General features: G+C 69.9%; 19 protein-coding genes. 10 read left to right on the top strand and 9 right to left on the bottom strand.

Annotated elements, in window-relative coordinates; genetic code table 11:
* The first annotated feature begins 149 nt into the window (after positions 1-149).
* The 5 genes from DDF62_RS12990 (at position 150) to DDF62_RS12970 (ending at position 5410) form a co-directional block, all read left to right on the top strand.
* The gene (locus DDF62_RS12990; RefSeq protein WP_165832247.1) at positions 150-2669 is read left to right on the top strand and encodes a TonB-dependent receptor; all 2520 of its coding nucleotides are present in this window, start codon (positions 150-152) and stop codon (positions 2667-2669) included.
* An 86-nt stretch (positions 2670-2755) separates the two neighbouring features.
* The gene (locus DDF62_RS12985) at positions 2756-2938 is read left to right on the top strand and encodes a hypothetical protein (protein WP_116489483.1); all 183 of its coding nucleotides are present in this window, start codon (positions 2756-2758) and stop codon (positions 2936-2938) included.
* 87 nt (positions 2939-3025) lie between these two features.
* Positions 3026-4477 (top strand): NCS1 family nucleobase:cation symporter-1, encoded by a 1452-nt coding sequence (locus DDF62_RS12980; protein ID WP_116489482.1) that lies wholly within the window; start codon positions 3026-3028, stop codon positions 4475-4477.
* A 52-nt stretch (positions 4478-4529) separates the two neighbouring features.
* Positions 4530-4868, top strand: coding sequence for a GIY-YIG nuclease family protein (locus DDF62_RS12975; protein WP_116489481.1), 339 nt, complete (start codon positions 4530-4532; stop codon positions 4866-4868).
* Positions 4865-5410, top strand: a complete 546-nt coding sequence (locus DDF62_RS12970; RefSeq protein WP_116489480.1) for a DUF2239 family protein — start codon at positions 4865-4867, stop codon at positions 5408-5410. Before DDF62_RS12975 ends, DDF62_RS12970 begins: the two co-directional genes overlap by 4 nt.
* 134 nt (positions 5411-5544) lie before the next feature.
* Here DDF62_RS12970 and DDF62_RS12965 read toward each other — a convergent pair whose 3' ends face one another.
* From DDF62_RS12965 to DDF62_RS12945, 4 genes are all read right to left on the bottom strand, one after another.
* The gene (locus DDF62_RS12965) at positions 5545-6561 is read right to left on the bottom strand and encodes a ThuA domain-containing protein (RefSeq protein ID WP_116489479.1); all 1017 of its coding nucleotides are present in this window, start codon (positions 6559-6561) and stop codon (positions 5545-5547) included.
* 4 nt (positions 6562-6565) lie between these two features.
* Positions 6566-6964, bottom strand: coding sequence for a VOC family protein (locus DDF62_RS12960; protein ID WP_116489478.1), 399 nt, complete (start codon positions 6962-6964; stop codon positions 6566-6568).
* 67 nt (positions 6965-7031) lie between these two features.
* Complete coding sequence (locus DDF62_RS12955; RefSeq protein ID WP_116489477.1) at positions 7032-7862, bottom strand: flagellin; 831 nt, start codon at positions 7860-7862, stop codon at positions 7032-7034.
* A 313-nt stretch (positions 7863-8175) separates the two neighbouring features.
* Positions 8176-8931: a tRNA1(Val) (adenine(37)-N6)-methyltransferase gene (locus DDF62_RS12945; RefSeq protein WP_116489475.1), complete on the bottom strand. Its 756-nt coding sequence runs from the start codon at positions 8929-8931 to the stop codon at positions 8176-8178.
* Between the two features lie 104 nt (positions 8932-9035).
* Between DDF62_RS12945 and DDF62_RS12940 the strand changes: the two genes are divergently transcribed.
* The 3 genes from DDF62_RS12940 (at position 9036) to DDF62_RS12930 (ending at position 11048) form a co-directional block, all read left to right on the top strand.
* A complete protein-coding gene (locus DDF62_RS12940) occupies positions 9036-10046 on the top strand; it encodes a polyprenyl synthetase family protein (RefSeq protein ID WP_165829101.1) in 1011 nt (336 codons plus the stop codon).
* Entirely contained in the window at positions 10046-10570 is a 525-nt protein-coding gene (locus DDF62_RS12935; RefSeq protein ID WP_116489473.1) for a hypothetical protein, read from the top strand. The genes DDF62_RS12940 and DDF62_RS12935 overlap by 1 nt, the downstream gene beginning before the upstream one ends.
* Before the next feature lie 79 nt (positions 10571-10649).
* Positions 10650-11048, top strand: coding sequence for a YccF domain-containing protein (locus DDF62_RS12930; RefSeq protein WP_101717553.1), 399 nt, complete (start codon positions 10650-10652; stop codon positions 11046-11048).
* On the opposite strand, the gene DDF62_RS12925 is transcribed toward DDF62_RS12930, so the two are convergent.
* The 4 genes from DDF62_RS12925 to fumC all read right to left on the bottom strand — a co-directional run bounded on the left by DDF62_RS12925 (position 11045) and on the right by fumC (position 13854).
* On the bottom strand, positions 11045-11353 hold the full coding sequence (locus DDF62_RS12925) for a CcdB family protein (protein ID WP_165832246.1): 309 nt from the start codon (positions 11351-11353) through the stop codon (positions 11045-11047). The two genes, DDF62_RS12930 and DDF62_RS12925, sit on opposite strands and share 4 nt — an antisense overlap.
* A 1-nt stretch (position 11354) precedes the next feature.
* Positions 11355-11606, bottom strand: a complete 252-nt coding sequence (locus tag DDF62_RS12920; protein ID WP_116489471.1) for a type II toxin-antitoxin system CcdA family antitoxin — start codon at positions 11604-11606, stop codon at positions 11355-11357.
* Between the two features lie 13 nt (positions 11607-11619).
* Positions 11620-12360 carry an AAA family ATPase gene (locus DDF62_RS12915; protein WP_116489470.1) on the bottom strand — a complete coding sequence of 247 codons (741 nt, stop codon included), beginning with the start codon at positions 12358-12360 and terminating at the stop codon, positions 11620-11622.
* A 102-nt stretch (positions 12361-12462) separates the two neighbouring features.
* A complete protein-coding gene (fumC, locus tag DDF62_RS12910; protein WP_116489469.1) occupies positions 12463-13854 on the bottom strand; it encodes a class II fumarate hydratase in 1392 nt (463 codons plus the stop codon).
* 136 nt (positions 13855-13990) lie between these two features.
* Between fumC and DDF62_RS12905 the strand changes: the two genes are divergently transcribed.
* Together DDF62_RS12905 and DDF62_RS12900 are read left to right on the top strand one after the other, a co-directional pair.
* Entirely contained in the window at positions 13991-15145 is a 1155-nt protein-coding gene (locus DDF62_RS12905; RefSeq protein WP_116489468.1) for an acyltransferase family protein, read from the top strand.
* A gap of 62 nt (positions 15146-15207) precedes the next feature.
* Positions 15208-15594: a RusA family crossover junction endodeoxyribonuclease gene (locus DDF62_RS12900; protein WP_101711910.1), complete on the top strand. Its 387-nt coding sequence runs from the start codon at positions 15208-15210 to the stop codon at positions 15592-15594.
* On the opposite strand, the gene DDF62_RS12895 is transcribed toward DDF62_RS12900, so the two are convergent.
* Positions 15556-15948: a hypothetical protein gene (locus DDF62_RS12895; RefSeq protein ID WP_116489467.1), complete on the bottom strand. Its 393-nt coding sequence runs from the start codon at positions 15946-15948 to the stop codon at positions 15556-15558. The two genes, DDF62_RS12900 and DDF62_RS12895, sit on opposite strands and share 39 nt — an antisense overlap.
* Between the last annotated feature and the right edge of the window lie 55 nt (positions 15949-16003).

The raw sequence follows: 16003 nt of genomic DNA, 5'->3' as shown, positions 1-16003 counted from the left end.
CTGCCAGATTATCAGGCAGAGTCTTCCGCGCGGTCCCCCTGGCCCGGGCGAGGGGGCCGGATCGCCGGTCAACGGCGACGAGGGGACTGGCTTTGGCGAACGCAGCAGTAAAGGAAGGGGCGCTGCCGCGTACTGGAGCCCCGGGGGTATTGCACACACGTCATCGCCGCTGCGCGCTCGCCGGTTGGCTGGCGCTCGCCGCGTTCGCGACCCCCGTGGTCGCGGCGGCCGCGCCGCGTCGCGTCGACATCGCCGCCGGCACGCCGATGGCGCGCGCCCTGACCGCCTTCTCCGCTCAGACCGACATCGAGATCCTGTTCAACCCGGCCCTGGTGACGGGCCTGCGCGCGCCTCGTGTGCGGGGCCAGATGGAGGCCGACGAGGCCCTTGAGCGCCTTCTGGCCGGCTCGGGCCTGGTCGCCCGCCGCCATGGCGGGCGGCTGCTGATCGAGCGCGGCGCGCCCGAGCGTCCGCCGCCGGCGGCCCTGCCCGCCGCGCCCATGGTCTCGGCCGAGGTCGACGCGGTGATGGTCACCGCCCTGCGCCGCGCCACCGCCGAGCAGAACACGCCGCTGTCGATCCGGGTGGTCAGCGGCGAGGCGCTGCGGGCCACCGGCGCCGTGACCTTCGAGCGCGCCGCCCAGCGCCTGCCGGGCCTGACCCTGACCAGCACGGGCGTGGGCCGCATGCGCATGACCCTGCGCGGCGTCTATGGCTCGGGCGAAGCGACGACGGCCCTCTACTACAACGACATTCCGGTCTCCGGGCCCAGCGGCACCACGGCCGACCCCGGCGGATCGTTCCCCGACCTGCTGCTGGTCGACATCGACCGGCTGGAGGTCCTGCGCGGGCCGCAGGGCACGCTCTACGGATCCAGCGCCATGGGCGGGGCCATGAAGGTGGCCTTCAACCGCGCCGATCCGGCGCGCGACCAGATGGGGCTGGAGGTCGAGGGCGGGGTGGTCGGCGGCCGGGCCGGCGGCGCGGTCACCGCCGTCGCCAACAAGGCGTTCGCCGACGATCGCGCGGCCGTGCGCCTGACCGCCTATCGCCGCGACGAGGCGGCCTTCTCCGACAACGCCCGCCTGGGCCTGCAAGGCGTCAACGCCGGCCGCACGGTCGGCGGGCGGCTGGCGGCGGTCTGGCGGCCGAGCGAGGCGATGCGCTTCGACCTGTTGCTGGCGGGCCAGGAATCGCGCCTGAACGACACCGGCGCCGGCGCGCCGGGAGAGCCCTCGCACGTCTCGCGCAACTTCGTCCGCACGCCCTTCGACAGCGAGGTGTGGTTCGGGGCGCTGTCGATGGAAAGCCGCCTGCCGGGCGTGCGCTTCTCGGCTTCGCTGGCCCACTACCAGTGGAACAACACCCGCCAGATCGACTACACCGGCACCCTTCAGGCCGAGCGCGGCAGCGCCGCCGGCTGCGCCCGCTGGCTGGGCCTGGGGTCGAGCCTGGCCTGCGACGCCGGCCAGATGGGGGCCTATGCGTCCTACGTCGACAGCCGCACGCCGGGCCTGCTGTACCAGCCCATCGACCTGACCGCCGACGTGCGCGAGGCGCGCTTGACCTCCGATCGCGACGGTCCGCTGCAATGGACGGTCGGCGTCTTCTCCGAGACCCGCAGCGACACCATCGACAGCCAGGTCCGTGTCGCCGACCCCGTCACCGGCCTGCCCATCGACGCGGCGGGCTTTACCGGCCGGCGCATCGTCGACACCCGCCTCGACCAGGTGGCGGTCTATGGCGAGGCGACGCTGGCGGTCGACGACCGCTCCGACATCACCATCGGCGCCCGCCGCTTCTCCTACGACAAGAAGACCATCGGCGAGGTGCTGGTGGTCAATGTGATCTCCGACACTTCCGGCGGCAATTTCCGCAACCGGGTCGAGGAGGACGGCTGGAGCGTCAAGGGCCTGGCCTCGCGCCGCTTCACCCCGCGCCTGATGGGCTACATGCAGGTCTCGCAGGGCTTTCGGCCCGGCGGCATCAATACCGCCCCCGGCCTGCCGGCCGCCCTGCAGGGCTACGGCTCGGACACGCTGTGGAACCGCGAGCTGGGCCTGAAGTCCCGCTGGCTGGAGGGGCGGCTGTCGGCGAACCTGGCGGTCTACAGCATCGACTGGCGCGACATGCAGTATTCGGCGACCAGCGAGAACGGCGCCTTCGCCTTCGTCACCAACCTGGGCCGCGCGCGCATCGACGGGGTCGAGTTCGACGCCACCTGGAGCCGGGCCGGCTCGAAGGTCGGGTTTAACTTCGCCGCCACCGAGGCGGTGCTGACCCAGGACCAGACCACCGGCGCCATGGCGGGCCTGGGCCGCGAGGGCGACCACCTGCCGGCCGTGCCGCGCGTCGCCTTCACCCTGTGGGGCGAGACCCGCCGCGAGTTGGCCGGCGGGGCCAGCCTGGTCCTCAACGGTTCGGCCGCCTATGTCGGCGAGTCGCGCTCGACCTTCGAGTCCGTCAGCCCAGGCGCGGGCCGGGACCTCGGCGGCGTGACCCTGATCGACGGCCGCATGGCGATCGAGGTCGGCCGGCGCTCGGTCGGGGTGTTCGTCGAGAACCTGCTCGACTCCGACGCGCCGCTGTTCATCACCGCTGGCCGCCTGCCGCAGTCGTTCTCGCCCCAGCCGCGCCGCGTGGGGCTCAGCATCCGCTTCGCCTACTGAGCGAGTTTTTCGCCTTTTGGGTGAGCTCGTGTTAACCTTCCGCCACGCGCCCGCCAGAGGCGCCTGATCGTCAGGGAGGTTCAGCCATGGCCCACGCCATGCGTGTTTCCACGCGTCCCGTGTTCTTCCGCAAGTGCGACGTCAACAAGCCCGAGGCGTCCGAGCTGCGCCATGCCGGCCCCTGCATCCAGTGGGATCGCGTCGGCATCGTGGCCATGGTGCTGCTGCTGGGGGCGGGGCTGGGGACCTTCGCCTACGCAGCCTTCTAGAAACGCTCCGCGACCGGTGTTTTCCAAGGTGACGGCCCGACCGCCGCCGCGCATGCTCGCGTCTTGAGTGCGGGCTCGGGGGAGCGCATGAGCGACGAAGGCGGAAACCTCTGGAACGAGGATCTGGCGCCGACCACGGCGGCCCAGCGCACCTGGCGCGCCCGCCATTTCGCGGCCCTGTGGCTGGGCATGGTCATCGCCGTGCCGGCCTACATGCTGGCCGCCGGCCTGGTGGAGCAGGGGATGTCGGCCGGCCAGGCGGTCTGGGCCGTGCTGCTGGGCAATGTGATCGTGCTGGTTCCCATGCTGCTGATCGGCCATGCCGGCGCTCGGCACGGCGTGCCCTACGCGGTGCTGGCGCGCGCCTCGTTCGGCTGGCGCGGCGCGCGGCTGCCAGCGCTGGCCCGCGCCATCGTCGCCTGCGGCTGGTACGGCATCCAGACCTGGATCGGCGGCGGCGCGCTGCTGACCCTGCTGGGCGTCATGGTCGGCGCGAAGCTGGACGGCCCGCCGATCCCGCTGCTGGGCATCGGGGTGGGCCAGATGCTGGCCTTCCTGGCCTTCTGGCTGATCCAACTGGCCTTCGTCACCAAGGGCCTGGAGACCGTCCGCAAGCTCGAGACCTGGACCGCGCCGATCAAGGTGCTGGTGTGCCTCGCCCTGGTCTGGTGGGCTCTGTCCAAGGCCGGCGGCCTGGGCCCCATCCTGCATGAGCCCTCGGCCTACGACCCCGGCGGCGCCAAGGCCGGCCGTTTTTGGGCCGACTTCGGACCGGCGGTCACCGCCATGACCGGCTACTGGGCCACGCTGGCGCTGAACATCCCCGACTTCACCCGCTTCGCCCGCACCCAGAAGGACCAGATCCTCGGCCAGGCCCTGGGCCTGCCCGGACCCATGGCGCTGCTGGCGGCGATGAGCGTGGTGGTCACCTCGGCCACGGTGCTGATCTTCGGCAAGGCGATCTGGGACCCGGTGGCCCTGTCGGGCGACATCGGCGGGATCGCCGTGCTCGTGGGCCTGGTGATCATCAGCCTCGACACCGTCTCGTGCAACATCGCCGCCAACCTGGTGGGTCCGGCCTACGACTTCGCCGCCCTCTGGCCCCGGCGGATCACCTACCGCATCGGCGGCTGGATCACGGCCGGGATCGGGGTGCTGATCATGCCCTGGAAGCTGCTGGAGAGCACCGCCGGCTACATCTTCGTCTGGCTCACCGGCTACGGAGCCCTGCTGGGACCGATCGCAGGCATCCTGATCGTCGACTACTGGATCTTGCGCCGCACGGCCCTGGACGTGCCCGCCCTTTACGACCGCGCCGGCGCCTACACCTACAAGGCCGGCTGGAACCCGGCCGCGCTGATCGCCTTCGCCGTCGGGGTCGCGCCCAACCTGCCGGGCTTCCTGCACGCCGCCGCGCCGCACGCCTTCGCCGGGATCGGCCAGCCCTGGACCACGATCTACCAGTACGCCTGGTTCGTCGGCGCCCTTCTGGCCGGAACGCTGTACGGCCTGCTGATGCGCGAAAAAACACCCGGGTAATATTGACTCCATAATTTGCCCGGGTAAAAAGGTCGCCAGCAAGGAGGCGGCCATGAACTCGCGCAAGGCGCTGCTGCGCGCCTACAAGGAAGAAAAGACCGAGCCCGGGGTCTACGCCGTGCGCTGCCAGCGCACCGGCCAGGCCTTCGTCGGCGCGACGCAGAACGTCGCCACGCGCAAGAACGGCGTATGGTTCAGCCTCAAGCTGGGCTCGCATCCCAACGCCCGGCTGCAAGGCGCCTGGAACGCTCATGGCGAGGCCGCCTTCGCCTTCGAGGTGCTGGAGACGATCGACGACGACGGCCTGGAGCCGAAGGGCAGGGCGCTGCGCCTCGCCGACGCTCGCAGGCGCTGGTGCGAAGCCCTGAACGCGGTAGACCTCGTCCGATGACCTACGCCCTGTTCGAATCCGGCGCCCGTCTCGCCGCCGGCGACAAGCTGGCTGTCGCCCTGGCCGCCCAGGCGGTGGTGAACGAGCGTCCAGGCGCCCCGATCCTGATCTTCGATCCCGACGGCCGGCAGGTGGACTTCGACCTGCGCGGTTCGCCCGAAGACCTCGCCGCCCGCCTGGCGCCGGCCGAAGTCGAACCCGAGGCCCCGCGCGGCCGCGGCCGCCCCAAGCTGGGCGTCGTCGCCCGCGAGGTCACCCTGCTGCCCCGTCACTGGGACTGGCTGGCGAGCCAGCCCGGCGGCGCGTCGGTGGCCCTGCGCAAGCTGGTCGAGGCGGCCCGCCGCGAGGCCGAGGCCCCCGACCGCCAGCGCCGCGCCCGCGACGCCGCCTACCGCTTCGCCAGCGCCGCCGCTGGCGACGCCCCGGGCTTCGAGGCCGCCATGCGAGCGCTCTATGCGGGTGATCGGGAAGGCTTCGAAGCCGGCCTGGCGCAATGGCCGGCCGACGTGGCGGCGCATGCGAGAGAGCTGGCGGAGCTCTAGAGATCCTCCCCCTCTGGGGGAGGTGGCCCGGAGGGCCGGAGGGGGGACGTTTTCAGCTTTCTGGGATGCGGCCGATCTTCCAGCCACTCCCCCCACCGATCGCTGCGCGCTCGCCTCCCCACAGGGAGAGGTTCCTAACGGGGCGTCTTCGCCCTGACCTCCGCCAGCAGCGGCTGATAAGCCGCCTCGAACCTCGTCCGGTCCGCCTCCGGCTTGCCCGGATAGGCCCCCCGCAGCGCCGCGATCCGGCCCGCGACCGCCAGCAGCCAGGTCTGGTCCTTAGCCCGCGCCAGCCGCGCCTCGACGTCGGTTTCGCCGGCATAGGTCAACAGCGCCCGCAGCTGGTCGAGCGCCTGCTCGCGCGGGTTGGGTGTGTCGTCGCCGCGCGCCTTCCAGGCCGTCCATCGCACCGCCCGCACGATCTGGTCGGCGAAGCGCGGATCGGCCCAGGTCGCTTCGTTGTGGCCGAGGTTGGTGAAGAACAGGCGGCCGCTCCCCACGCTCCGCACCCAGCTGACCGGCACGGCGTAGGGCCGCTTCAGCGGCGTGCCGGAGAAATCCAGGCTCTGGATCACCCGCACGGCGGCCGGGTCGAAGCGCTTATATTGGTAGATCTCCTCGACCAGGTCGACGCTGCGGCTCCACGGCGCGGCCAGCGGATGGTTGTCGAGCGCCCTGACCCGGACCTTCTGGTCTTCCGTCCACGGATGGCCGGCGAACTGACCGTTGAGCATCGTCGTGTAGTCGAGCCCCGGCCCCGCATAGTCCCAGGCCGTGTCGGCGGCGCTGTGCAGGCCCACGAACCCCAGCTTGCCGGCCGCGAGCCGCTGCTGCACCGCCGCCCAAGCCTGCGCCGAAATCGGCAGGGCGCCGGTGGTGTAGAACACCAGCACGTCCACGTCCTTCAGCCGCTCGGGCGTGATCTCGCGGGCGTCCTGCGTTACCTGCGCCTCGAAGGCGCCGCTGGCCTTGCCTATGGCGATGATCGCCGCTTCTGAAGGCGCGAGGCCTTCGGCGGGCCGGGTCACCGGGCGATGGCGCCAGCCGACCGACTGGTCGAGATAGAGCACGCGGATCGGCGCCTCCGCGGCGCCGGCCGCGCCGGCCGCCAAGGAGAAGACGATCGCGACGAGAGCCAGCAGGAGGCGCACGGGCTCAGGCCTTGCCGCCGCGCGGCTGAAGCAGGTCCCAGCGATTGCCGTAGAGGTCCTCGAACACCGCCACGCTGCCATAGGCCTCGTGGCGCGGCTCCTCGAGGAAGCTCACGCCGGCCGTGCTGAGGCGCGCGTGGTCGCCCTCGAAATCGTCGGTGTGCAGGAACAGCCAGACCCGGCCGCCGCCCTGGCCGCCGATCATCGCGACCTGGCGCTCGTCGGCCGCCTTGGCCAGCAGGAAGCGCGAGCCGCCCGGACCGGGCGAGACCACCACCCAGCGCTTGCCCGCGCCCAGCTCGCTGTCCTCCACGAGGTCGAAACCCATCTTGCCGACATAGAAGGCCAGAGCCTCGTCATAGTCGCGCACGAGCAGGGACAGGAGGGCGAGGTGCTGGGCCATGGCGACTCACGCTGGGGAAGGAAAAGCTGGCGGACTTTGCGGCCAATCCCTCGTCCGTAAAATCCCCTCAGCCCCCGAAGAGCTTGAGGATGTAGCTCGGCGCGGCGTTGGCGATCGACAGCGACTTGATGGCCAGTTGCTGCTTGATCTGCAAAGCCTGCAGGCGGGTGGCTTCCTGGGCCATGTCGGCGTCGATCAGGCGGCCGACCGAGGCCTCCAGCGTGTCTTGCAGCTTGTCGATGAAGGTCAGGTGGGTGTCGAGCCCATTGGCCTGGGTGCCCAGCCGCGACAGGGCCGAGGTGACGTTCTGCATGGCCGTGTCCATGGCCTTGATGTCGGTCGAGGAGGGCGCGGTCAGCAGGTCGGCGCGCATGCCGGCCAGGGCCGCGCCGCCGGTCGACAGGTCCACGTGGTCGACATCGATGGTCTGGTCGGCCTTGGCGTTGGCCAGGGCGCGGATATTGCCGGTGTTCCCGGCCGAGATCAGGTTGACGCCATTGAAGCTGGCGTTCTCGACGGCGCGGTCGATCTGCTTGCGCAGCGAGACGTAGTCGTCGTTCAGCAGCTTGCGGCTGGCGGTGGTCAGGCTGGGGTCCGACGCGGCCAGCATCTTCTGCTTCATCTGGTCGAGCAGGTCGGTGACCGTGTCGCCGGCCGCCAGGGCCACGTCCACCGTCGACTGGCCGCGCTGCAGCGAGGCGCGCACGGCGTCCAGCGACTTGGCCTCGGAGGCCTGCATCTTGGCGGTCGCCCAGACGGCGGGATTGTCCTTGGGGGATGAGATCTTCAGGCCGGTGGCGATACGGCGCAGCGTCGTCGCCAGATCACGATTGATCGTGTTCAGCGACTGCAGGGCGATCATCGCCCCGACGTTCGTGTTGATGCTGTTCTGCGGCATCGACCCGTTGTTCCCGGTGCGGCCTTCTGGCCAAGGGCGCGTTTTGCGCCCGAGGCCCAGCTATGCACGCGTTGCGTTAGCAGAACGTTAGGGGACGCGTAAAAAGCGCTGCGGTCGTGGCGCTCTCCCATAAGGAGAGGCCGGCCTGCTCCAGATCCTCCCCTTGAAGGGGGAGGTGGCCCGGAGGGCCGGAGGGGGAAGTGTCCGATGAGGTCAGCACATCCCCAGCGTCAGCAATCCCTTCCCCCTCAGTCGGCTTCGCCGACAGCTCCCCCTTCAGGGGCAGCGTCTTCAAGGAAAGGCCGCGTCTACCTCACCACGCCAGCGCCGCTTCCCCCCGCAGGATCGCCTCGGCCTGGTCCGAATGTTTCCCCCCGCCGCGCTCGTGCATCACCAGGGCCGGCAGCAGCACCAGCGGGGCCTTGCCGGTCTTCACCGCCCGCACCAGCACCCGCTTGGCCGGCGCGTCGGCGAAGGGCTGGATCGGGCGGATGCGGAACGACCCGGCCTTGGGGGCCAGCAAGGCCAGAATGTCGGCCAGTCGGTCGGCGCGATGGATCAGGGTGATGGTCCCGCCCTCGCGCACCGCCTTCAGGGCGAAGGCGGTCCAGGCGGAGAGGCCCGCATCGGCCATCCAGGCGCCGGTCTTCTCCGGCGCCGGGGCGCGCAGGGTCTTGGGGTCGTCGAAGAACGGAGGGTTGCTCATCATCGCGTCGAAGACGGGCAGGGCCAGCGCCCGGAAGCCGGCCGCCACGTCGCCCTCGACGACCTCGACGCGGTCGGCCAGGCCGTTCAGCGCGGCGTTCTCGCGCGCCAGGGCGGCGGCGGCCGGATCGCGCTCCAGTCCGGCGAATCGCGCGCCCGGGCGACGGGTCGCCGCCGCCAGCAGGGCCGCGCCGACACCGCATCCGGCTTCGATGACGCGGTCTCCGTCGCCGGCGTCGCAGGCGGACGCCAGCAAGGCCGCATCCAGCCCGGCCCGGTATCCGGCGGCCGATTGGCGAAGCTTCACGCGTCCGTCGAGGACGCGGTCTTCGGTGAAGGAAGGAACAGAGGTGGGGTCGGACAACGTTTCGGGCCTTGTGCTCGCCTTGACCCTGACCTATCCCGCCACCATTGTCGCTCGCAACGCCCATGGCGCTACGAGCGGCGTCGCCTGAGGAGTACATGGTCTTGGACGCAGCTGCAGCGACCCTCGCCCGTCAGCCGGGATCGGTGGATCGTCTCGTGCGCCTGGCCGCCGCCGACATGGGCGGCGTGGACCGCCTGATCACCGATCGCATGCAAAGCGACGTCCCGGTGATCCCGGCCCTGGCCGAGCACCTGATCGCCGCCGGCGGCAAGCGCCTGCGCCCGCTGCTGACTGTCGCCGCCGCGCGCCTGGCCGGTTCGGATAACGAGCACTGCCTGAAGCTGGCCGCCGCCGTCGAGTTCATCCACACCGCCACCCTGCTGCACGACGACGTGGTCGACGGCAGCCAGCTGCGTCGCGGCAAGGTCGCCGCGCACCTGATCTGGGGCGCGGCCCAGAGCGTGCTGGTCGGCGACTTCCTGTTCGCCCGCGCCTTCGAGCTGATGGTCGAGACCGACTCGATGCGCGCCCTGCAGATCCTGGCCCAGGCCAGCCGCGTCATCGCCGAGGGCGAGGTGCTGCAACTGATGCGCAGCCACGACCTCAACCTGTCGCAGGCGGTCTATCTCGAGATCATCGCGGCCAAGACCGCCGAGCTGTTCGCCGCCGCCGCCGAGGCCGGCGCGGTGTCGGCCGGGGTCGACGCCGAAAAGTCCAAGGCCCTGCGCGACTACGGCATGAGCCTGGGTCTGGCCTTCCAGCTGGCCGATGACGCCCTCGACTACGGCGGCGCCACCGAGACGCTTGGCAAGAACGCCGGCGACGACTTCCGCGAAGGCAAGGCGACGCTGCCACTGCTGCTGGCCATCGCCCGCTCGGGTCCGCGCGAGGCAGAGTTCTGGGAGCGCGCCATCGGCCGTCGCGAGCAGACCGAGGCTGACTTCCGTCGCGCTCGCGAACTGATCATCGGCACCGGCGCCCTGGACGCCACGCTGGACCTGGCCGCCGAGTACGCCGACAAGGCCAAGGCCGCCCTGGCGGTGTTCCCGGCCAACGACTGGCGCGAAAGCCTTGAAAGCCTCGCCGACTTCGCGGTCAGCCGCCGGGCCTGATGGCGAAGGGCTACAACCCGTCCGGCGATCCCCATGGCGAAGGCCGCCACCACGGCGCGCACGCCGCCGGCGAGGCGGCCGGCAAGGTGATCGGCGGCGGGGTAGGGGTCCTGGTCGGTCTGGCCCTCATCCTTCTCTTCTTCGGCCCGCTGCTGTGGGCGCCGCTGCTGGCCGGCTTTAGCGCGGCGCGCCTGGCGCCGGGAACCTGGCAGCCCTGGCTGGCCGGCTTCGCCGCCGCCTCCGCCGCGATCTTCGTCCAGTTCCTGCTGCTGGTGCAGAAGAGCCCGATCCTGCGCTATCCGGCCGTGGCCTTGTTTTCGATCGCCTGGGTCGGCGGCCTCTGGCTGGAGCTGACCTCGCCCCCGCATGACTGGCTGACAACGGCCCCGACCTGGCAGGCGCCCGGCGCCTGGAGCTGGGCGCTGATCGGCCTGGGCGTCGTCGTCTATGCCGGCCTCTACCTTCTGGCGCTGTCGCGCTTCGGCAAGGGCCGCTGGGCCAAACGCTGGCAACTGCTGCGGTGAATTCGCCGTAAGGTCGCACCGTCAAGCTCGACAACGGGCCGACGAGATCCCAAGTCTTGGCCGAGACGAAAGGACCGCGATGATCCGCTTCATCCTCAACCTGCTCTGGTTCTTCCTCGGCGGCTGGCTGTCGGGACTGCTCTGGCTGCTGGGCGGCCTGCTGCTGGCCATCACCATCGTCGGCCTGCCCTATGCCGGCGCGGCCTGGCGCATCGCCGGCTTCGCCTTCTGGCCGTTCGGCAAGGAGATCGTCAGCCGCGAGATCGTCACGGGACGCAGCGACATCGGCACCGGTCCGCTTGGCTTCCTGCTGAACCTGATCTGGTTCGTGCTGGGCGGCTGGTACATCGCGCTCAGCCACCTGCTGATCGCCGTGGCCGAGGCCATCAGCATCATCGGCATCCCGTTCGCCATCAAGGACCTGCAGCTGGCCTACATCGCCCTGGCCCCGATCGGCCGCACGGTGGTTCGCCGCTAGAAGCCGGTGAACAGCCGGTCCAGGGCGCGCCGGATCGCGTCCTCGTGGGCGGCGAGGGAAGAGATGCGCTGGCGGAGTTGGCGAGCATCGATGCTGAACAGCTCGCTGATCACCAAGGTCAGCGGCTGATCCTCGATCACGACGGGAATCTCCAATTCGGCGACGATGCTCTGCGCATCGTTTACGGCGGGCGCAACCACGACCTCGGTGAGGCCGTGAAGATGATGGGAAGAAAGGACAACGAGGAACGGCGCGACGTGGCGCGCGGCCGGGGCTGGATTTCTGTAGGCATCAAACTGCCTCAAGCTACCACTTTCGGAAGTGGTCCGAGATGAGTCCGCGTCGGGCCACCCGCGCGTTGTGGTCTGTGATCGCCTCGGCGTTCTCTTCGGCCCAGCGCCTGGCGCGTTCCTCGGCCCCGGCGGGATCGACCTTCTGCAGGTGCAGCCGCAACTGCCGCTCGCTCATGCCGGCGACCGAAATCCCCAGCCGTTGAGCCTGCGCCAGCAGTTCTGGGTCGATGGCTTCAGGCGCGATGTCGAGTTCGGGCTTGCCCATGGACGGAAGGCTATCACGCCTCATCGTCGTCCGACAGCAAGACGTCCAGGAAGGTCTGGCGGCGGTTGAGGAAGTTGCGGGTCACCTGGAAGTGCTCGGTGTCCTCGTAGTCCACCCGTTCCAGCCCGCGTTCGGAGGCCTGGTAGATCCAGGCGTCGGGATAGCCCAGCAGGATCGGCGAGTGGGTGGCGATGATGAACTGCGACCGGGCCTGCACCAGCTCGTGCAGGCGCGCCAGGAACGACAGCTGGCGGCTCGGCGACAAGGCCGCTTCCGGCTCGTCGAGGATGTAGAGGCCGTCGCCTCGAAAGCGGTTGTCGAACAGGGCGAAGAACGCCTCGCCGTGCGATTGTTCGTGCAATGGAACCTGGCCGTAGCCCGAGACGCCGACCTCCTCGATATAGCTGGCCACGTTGAAGAAGCTCTCGGCCCGCAGGAAATAGCCGTCGATGGGCCGCAGATGCCCACGGACCTTGCGGATGTGCCGGCTGAGCGGCGAGTGCGAGGCACGGGTGGAGAAGTTGACGCTGGTCGATCCGCCCTCGGCGTTAAAGCCCCAGGCCACGGCCAGGGCCTCGATCAGGGTCGACTTACCCGAGCCGTTCTCGCCGACCAGGAACGTCACGCGCGGATGGAAAGGCAGAGTGTCCAGGCCGCGAACAACGGGCAGATCGAACGGATAGGCGGACGGGTTCCAGCCTTCGCCGCGCTCGAAGCGGGCTTCGATCCAGTAGGGGCGGACAAGACCGGTCATGCGACGTTCCGCATAGCATCGGTTCACCGTGACCGGGATACGAAAACGGGGCGGTCGCCGATGCGCCGCCCCGTCTTGTCAGTCGCTTGGTCGGACGAGGCCTCAGCCCGGCGAGACCATCTTTTCCGGACGGACGTACTGGTCGAACTCTTCGTTCGTCAGGTAACCGCCGCCGACGGCTTCCTCGCGCAGGGTCGTGCCGTTCTTGTGGGCGGTCTTGGCGATCTTGGCGCAGATGTCGTAGCCCAGGCGGCCGTTCAGGGCCGTGACCAGCATCAGCGAGTTCTCGACGCCCTTCTGGATGTTGTCGATGCGCGGCTCGATGCCGACCACGCAGTTGTCGGTGAAGCTGATCGCCGCGTCGGCCAGCAGGCGCACCGACTGCAGGAAGTTGTAGGCCATCACCGGGTTGAAGACGTTCAGCTCGAAGTGGCCTTGCGACCCGGCGAAGGTCAGGGCGGCGTGGTTGCCGAACACCTGCACGCAGACCTGGGTGAGCGCCTCACATTGCGTCGGGTTGACCTTGCCCGGCATGATCGACGAGCCCGGCTCGTTTTCCGGCAGGGCCAGTTCGCCCAGACCGGCGCGGGGGCCAGAACCCAGGAAGCGGATGTCGTTGGCGATCTTGAACAGCGAGGCGGCGACCGTGTTGATGGCGCCGTGGCTGAACACCATGGCGTCGTGGGCGGCCAGGGCTTCGAACTTGTTCGGAGCGGTCGTGAAGGGCAGGCCGGTGATGGCGGCGATGGCCTCGGCCACGCCCTCGGCGAAGCCGATCGGCGCGTTCAGGCCGGTGCCGACGGCGGTGCCGCCCTGGGCCAGTTGCATCAGCTTGGGCAGGGTCTGCTCGATGCGCTCGATGCCGTTCTCGACCTGCTGGGTGTAGCCGCCGAACTCCTGGCCCAGCGTCAGCGGGGTGGCGTCCTGGGTGTGGGTGCGGCCGATCTTGATGATCTCCGCCCACGCTTCCGACTTGGCCTTCAGGGCCGCGTGCAGGTGCTTGAGCGCCGGCAGGAGGTCGGAGACGATCTGCTCGGCGCAGGCCACGTGCATCGCCGTCGGATAGGTGTCGTTCGACGACTGGCTCATGTTGACGTGGTCGTTCGGGTGGACGGGCTTCTTGCTGCCCATCTCGCCGCCCAGGATCTCGATCGCGCGGTTCGAGATCACCTCGTTGGCGTTCATGTTCGACTGGGTGCCCGAACCGGTCTGCCAGACGACCAGCGGAAAGTGGTCGTTCAGCTTGCCTTCGATCACTTCGTTGGCGGCCTGGACGATGGCGTCCTTGATGGCCGCATCCAGCTTGCCGAGCTTGTGGTTGGTCTCGGCGGCGGCGCGCTTGACGATGCCCAGGGCCCGGACGACCGGCAGCGGCTGCTTTTCCCAGCCGATCTTGAAGTTGCCGAGGCTGCGCTGGGCTTGCGCGCCCCAATAGCGGTCGGCGGCGACTTCGATGGGGCCGAAGGTGTCGGTCTCGGTGCGCGTGGCGGTCATGCGGGTCTCCCGGAAAACGGTCGACGGGGGGTCTAGACCCTGAGGGCCGCCAGGGCAACGCTCCCGACGCCGGTTGACACCAGGCGCGAGCATGCGAACCCTCCGCGCCCAGAAAAAGTGTTCGGGGGAAGCGTACATGGCGTCGGGCAAGGGCGGCGGTCGGATCGTCGCGCTGGATCTTCTTCGTGGTCTGGCCGTGGCCGGGATGATCATCGTGGTCAGCCCGGGATCATGGAGCCAGGTCTACGCGCCGCTGGCTCACGCGCCGTGGCATGGCTGGACGCCGGCCGATCTCGTCTTCCCGACCTTCCTGTTCTGCGTCGGCATGGCCATCGGCTTGTCCGTCCCGCGCCTGACGCCCGGCGACCGCGCCTCGGCCGGCTTCTGGATAAAGGTCGCCCGCCGCACGGCGATGCTGATCCTGCTGGGCCTGGTGCTGAACGCCCTGCCGAAGTTCGATTTCGCCCATCTTCGCCTGCCGGGCATCCTGCAGCGCATCGGCCTCTGCTACGCGCTGGGCGTGGCGATCTGCGTGCTGGCCGCGCCGCGCGCCGGAAGCCGCCTGAAGTTCAGCTTCGTGGCCGTCACCATAGCCGCCGTCGTTCTGCTGGCGATCTACTGGGCGCTGCTGGCCTTCGCGCCGGTCCCGGGCTTCGGCGCGGGAAGGCTCGACTCGCACGGCTCGCTGCCGGCCTTCATCGACCGGACGGTGATCACCATCCCGCACCTCTGGAAGCACGGCACGACGGAGGGCGTTGGCGTCACCTATGATCCCGAAGGCCTGCTCTCGACCCTGCCGGCGGCCGTCAACGTGCTGATCGGCGCCATCGCCGCGGCCTTGCTGGCGAGGGGCGGGGCCAGCCGCATCGCCCTGGCCCTGCTGTCGGCCGCGCTGATCGCCGGCGGCCTGCTGCTGGACGGCGTCATGCCGATCAACAAGTCGATCTGGACGCCCAGCTTCGCCCTGCTGAGCAGCGGCCTGTCCATGGCGGCCCTGTTCGTGCTCGACCTGCTGGCGGGACTGAAGCCGGCGCTGAAGCTGGCCGCCCCGCTGACCATCTTCGGCGGCAACGCCATCCTGGCCTTCATCCTGTCGCAGCTGCTGGGGATCTTCGGTTCGATGCCGCTGCTGCCGGGCGGACATTCGGCCCAGGGGCTGACCTACGACCTGGCTCTTCGTGTGATCCCCGATCCAAAGGCCGCGTCCCTGGCCTGCGCCCTGGCGGTGCTGGCCTTCATCCTGGCGATCCTGATCCCGCTGCATCGGCGCGGGATCCATTTGCGCCTCTAGGCCCGGGCCGCGTAGACAGCGCTTCGACGCCCGCCGCGACGGCGGGCCTGGAGGCCTCGCGCTTGCAAGACGACTGGACGCATCACGGCAAGGTCCGCGCCCGCGAGGCCGGGGGCGAGCTGACCATCGTGGTCGACGGCCTGACGACCCAGGCCAAGTACTACAAGCCGCTGATCTACGAGTTCTTCCGCAAGAGCTGGCGCGGCTCGCGGCCGGCCTGGGGCGAGTTTTCGGTCGAGATCGGCATGGAGTTCGTCGGCGAACCGCCGTGGCTGGACCTCGACAACCTGGCCAAGGCCCTGCTCGACGCCATCAAGGGCTACGCCTTCCACGACGACGCCCAGGTCGCCCGGCTGCTGGTCGAGCGGCGTCCGGGCGAGCGCGAGCGGATCGTGATCGTGGTGCGAAAGCTAGAGTCGCGCTTTCTGCGGGGCACGCTCGAAGACTGACGCGCCGATCGAGATGTAGAGCACGATCAGGAAGGCCAGATAGCGCCCCAGGCTGGAGGGCTCGGCGCCGGGCGCCAGGGGCACGAGGCCCAGCAGGATCAGGTTCGCCGCCGCGACGCCGGGCAGGGCGAAGGCCATGGCGGGAAAGAGGCGTCGGGTGCGGGGAATCCGCAGCAGCCGGGCTGTGGCCTGGAATGCGAAGGCGCCCAGCGTCGCGGCCAGGAATGCGTTGAGGGCGTAGAACCAGAAGGCCCGTTCGATCAGTTCGGTCCCGAAGGCCCCGTAGAACAGCGTCGCGGCCAGCCAGACGCCGAGGCCTGCCCCGGCCAGGATACAGACGTTCCGTTTCGACACGCGCCAACTCCCCCATCGTCGCCACGACGGGGGAGCCTGCACGCGGCGTGCCGGA

This window comes from Caulobacter radicis (assembly GCF_003094615.1).
GTDB classification, from domain to species: domain Bacteria; phylum Pseudomonadota; class Alphaproteobacteria; order Caulobacterales; family Caulobacteraceae; genus Caulobacter; species Caulobacter radicis.
This window is presented reverse-complemented; position numbering and strand designations above follow the sequence as displayed.

What these genes read in the sequence shown, in the direction of transcription:
- DDF62_RS12970 (WP_116489480.1), top strand. Translation starts at nt 4,865, where the DNA reads ATGACCTACGCCCTGTTCGAATCCGGCGCCCGTCTCGCCGCCGGCGAC.
- DDF62_RS12955 (WP_116489477.1), bottom strand. Translation starts at nt 7,862, where the DNA reads ATGCCGCAGAACAGCATCAACACGAACGTCGGGGCGATGATCGCCCTG.
- DDF62_RS12915 (WP_116489470.1), bottom strand. Translation starts at nt 12,360, where the DNA reads ATGACCGGTCTTGTCCGCCCCTACTGGATCGAAGCCCGCTTCGAGCGC.
- DDF62_RS12980 (WP_116489482.1), top strand. Translation starts at nt 3,026, where the DNA reads ATGAGCGACGAAGGCGGAAACCTCTGGAACGAGGATCTGGCGCCGACC.
- DDF62_RS12985 (WP_116489483.1), top strand. Translation starts at nt 2,756, where the DNA reads ATGGCCCACGCCATGCGTGTTTCCACGCGTCCCGTGTTCTTCCGCAAG.
- DDF62_RS12935 (WP_116489473.1), top strand. Translation starts at nt 10,046, where the DNA reads ATGGCGAAGGGCTACAACCCGTCCGGCGATCCCCATGGCGAAGGCCGC.
- DDF62_RS12920 (WP_116489471.1), bottom strand. Translation starts at nt 11,606, where the DNA reads ATGGGCAAGCCCGAACTCGACATCGCGCCTGAAGCCATCGACCCAGAA.
- DDF62_RS12905 (WP_116489468.1), top strand. Translation starts at nt 13,991, where the DNA reads ATGGCGTCGGGCAAGGGCGGCGGTCGGATCGTCGCGCTGGATCTTCTT.
- DDF62_RS12960 (WP_116489478.1), bottom strand. Translation starts at nt 6,964, where the DNA reads ATGGCCCAGCACCTCGCCCTCCTGTCCCTGCTCGTGCGCGACTATGAC.
- DDF62_RS12930 (WP_101717553.1), top strand. Translation starts at nt 10,650, where the DNA reads ATGATCCGCTTCATCCTCAACCTGCTCTGGTTCTTCCTCGGCGGCTGG.
- DDF62_RS12975 (WP_116489481.1), top strand. Translation starts at nt 4,530, where the DNA reads ATGAACTCGCGCAAGGCGCTGCTGCGCGCCTACAAGGAAGAAAAGACC.
- fumC (WP_116489469.1), bottom strand. Translation starts at nt 13,854, where the DNA reads ATGACCGCCACGCGCACCGAGACCGACACCTTCGGCCCCATCGAAGTC.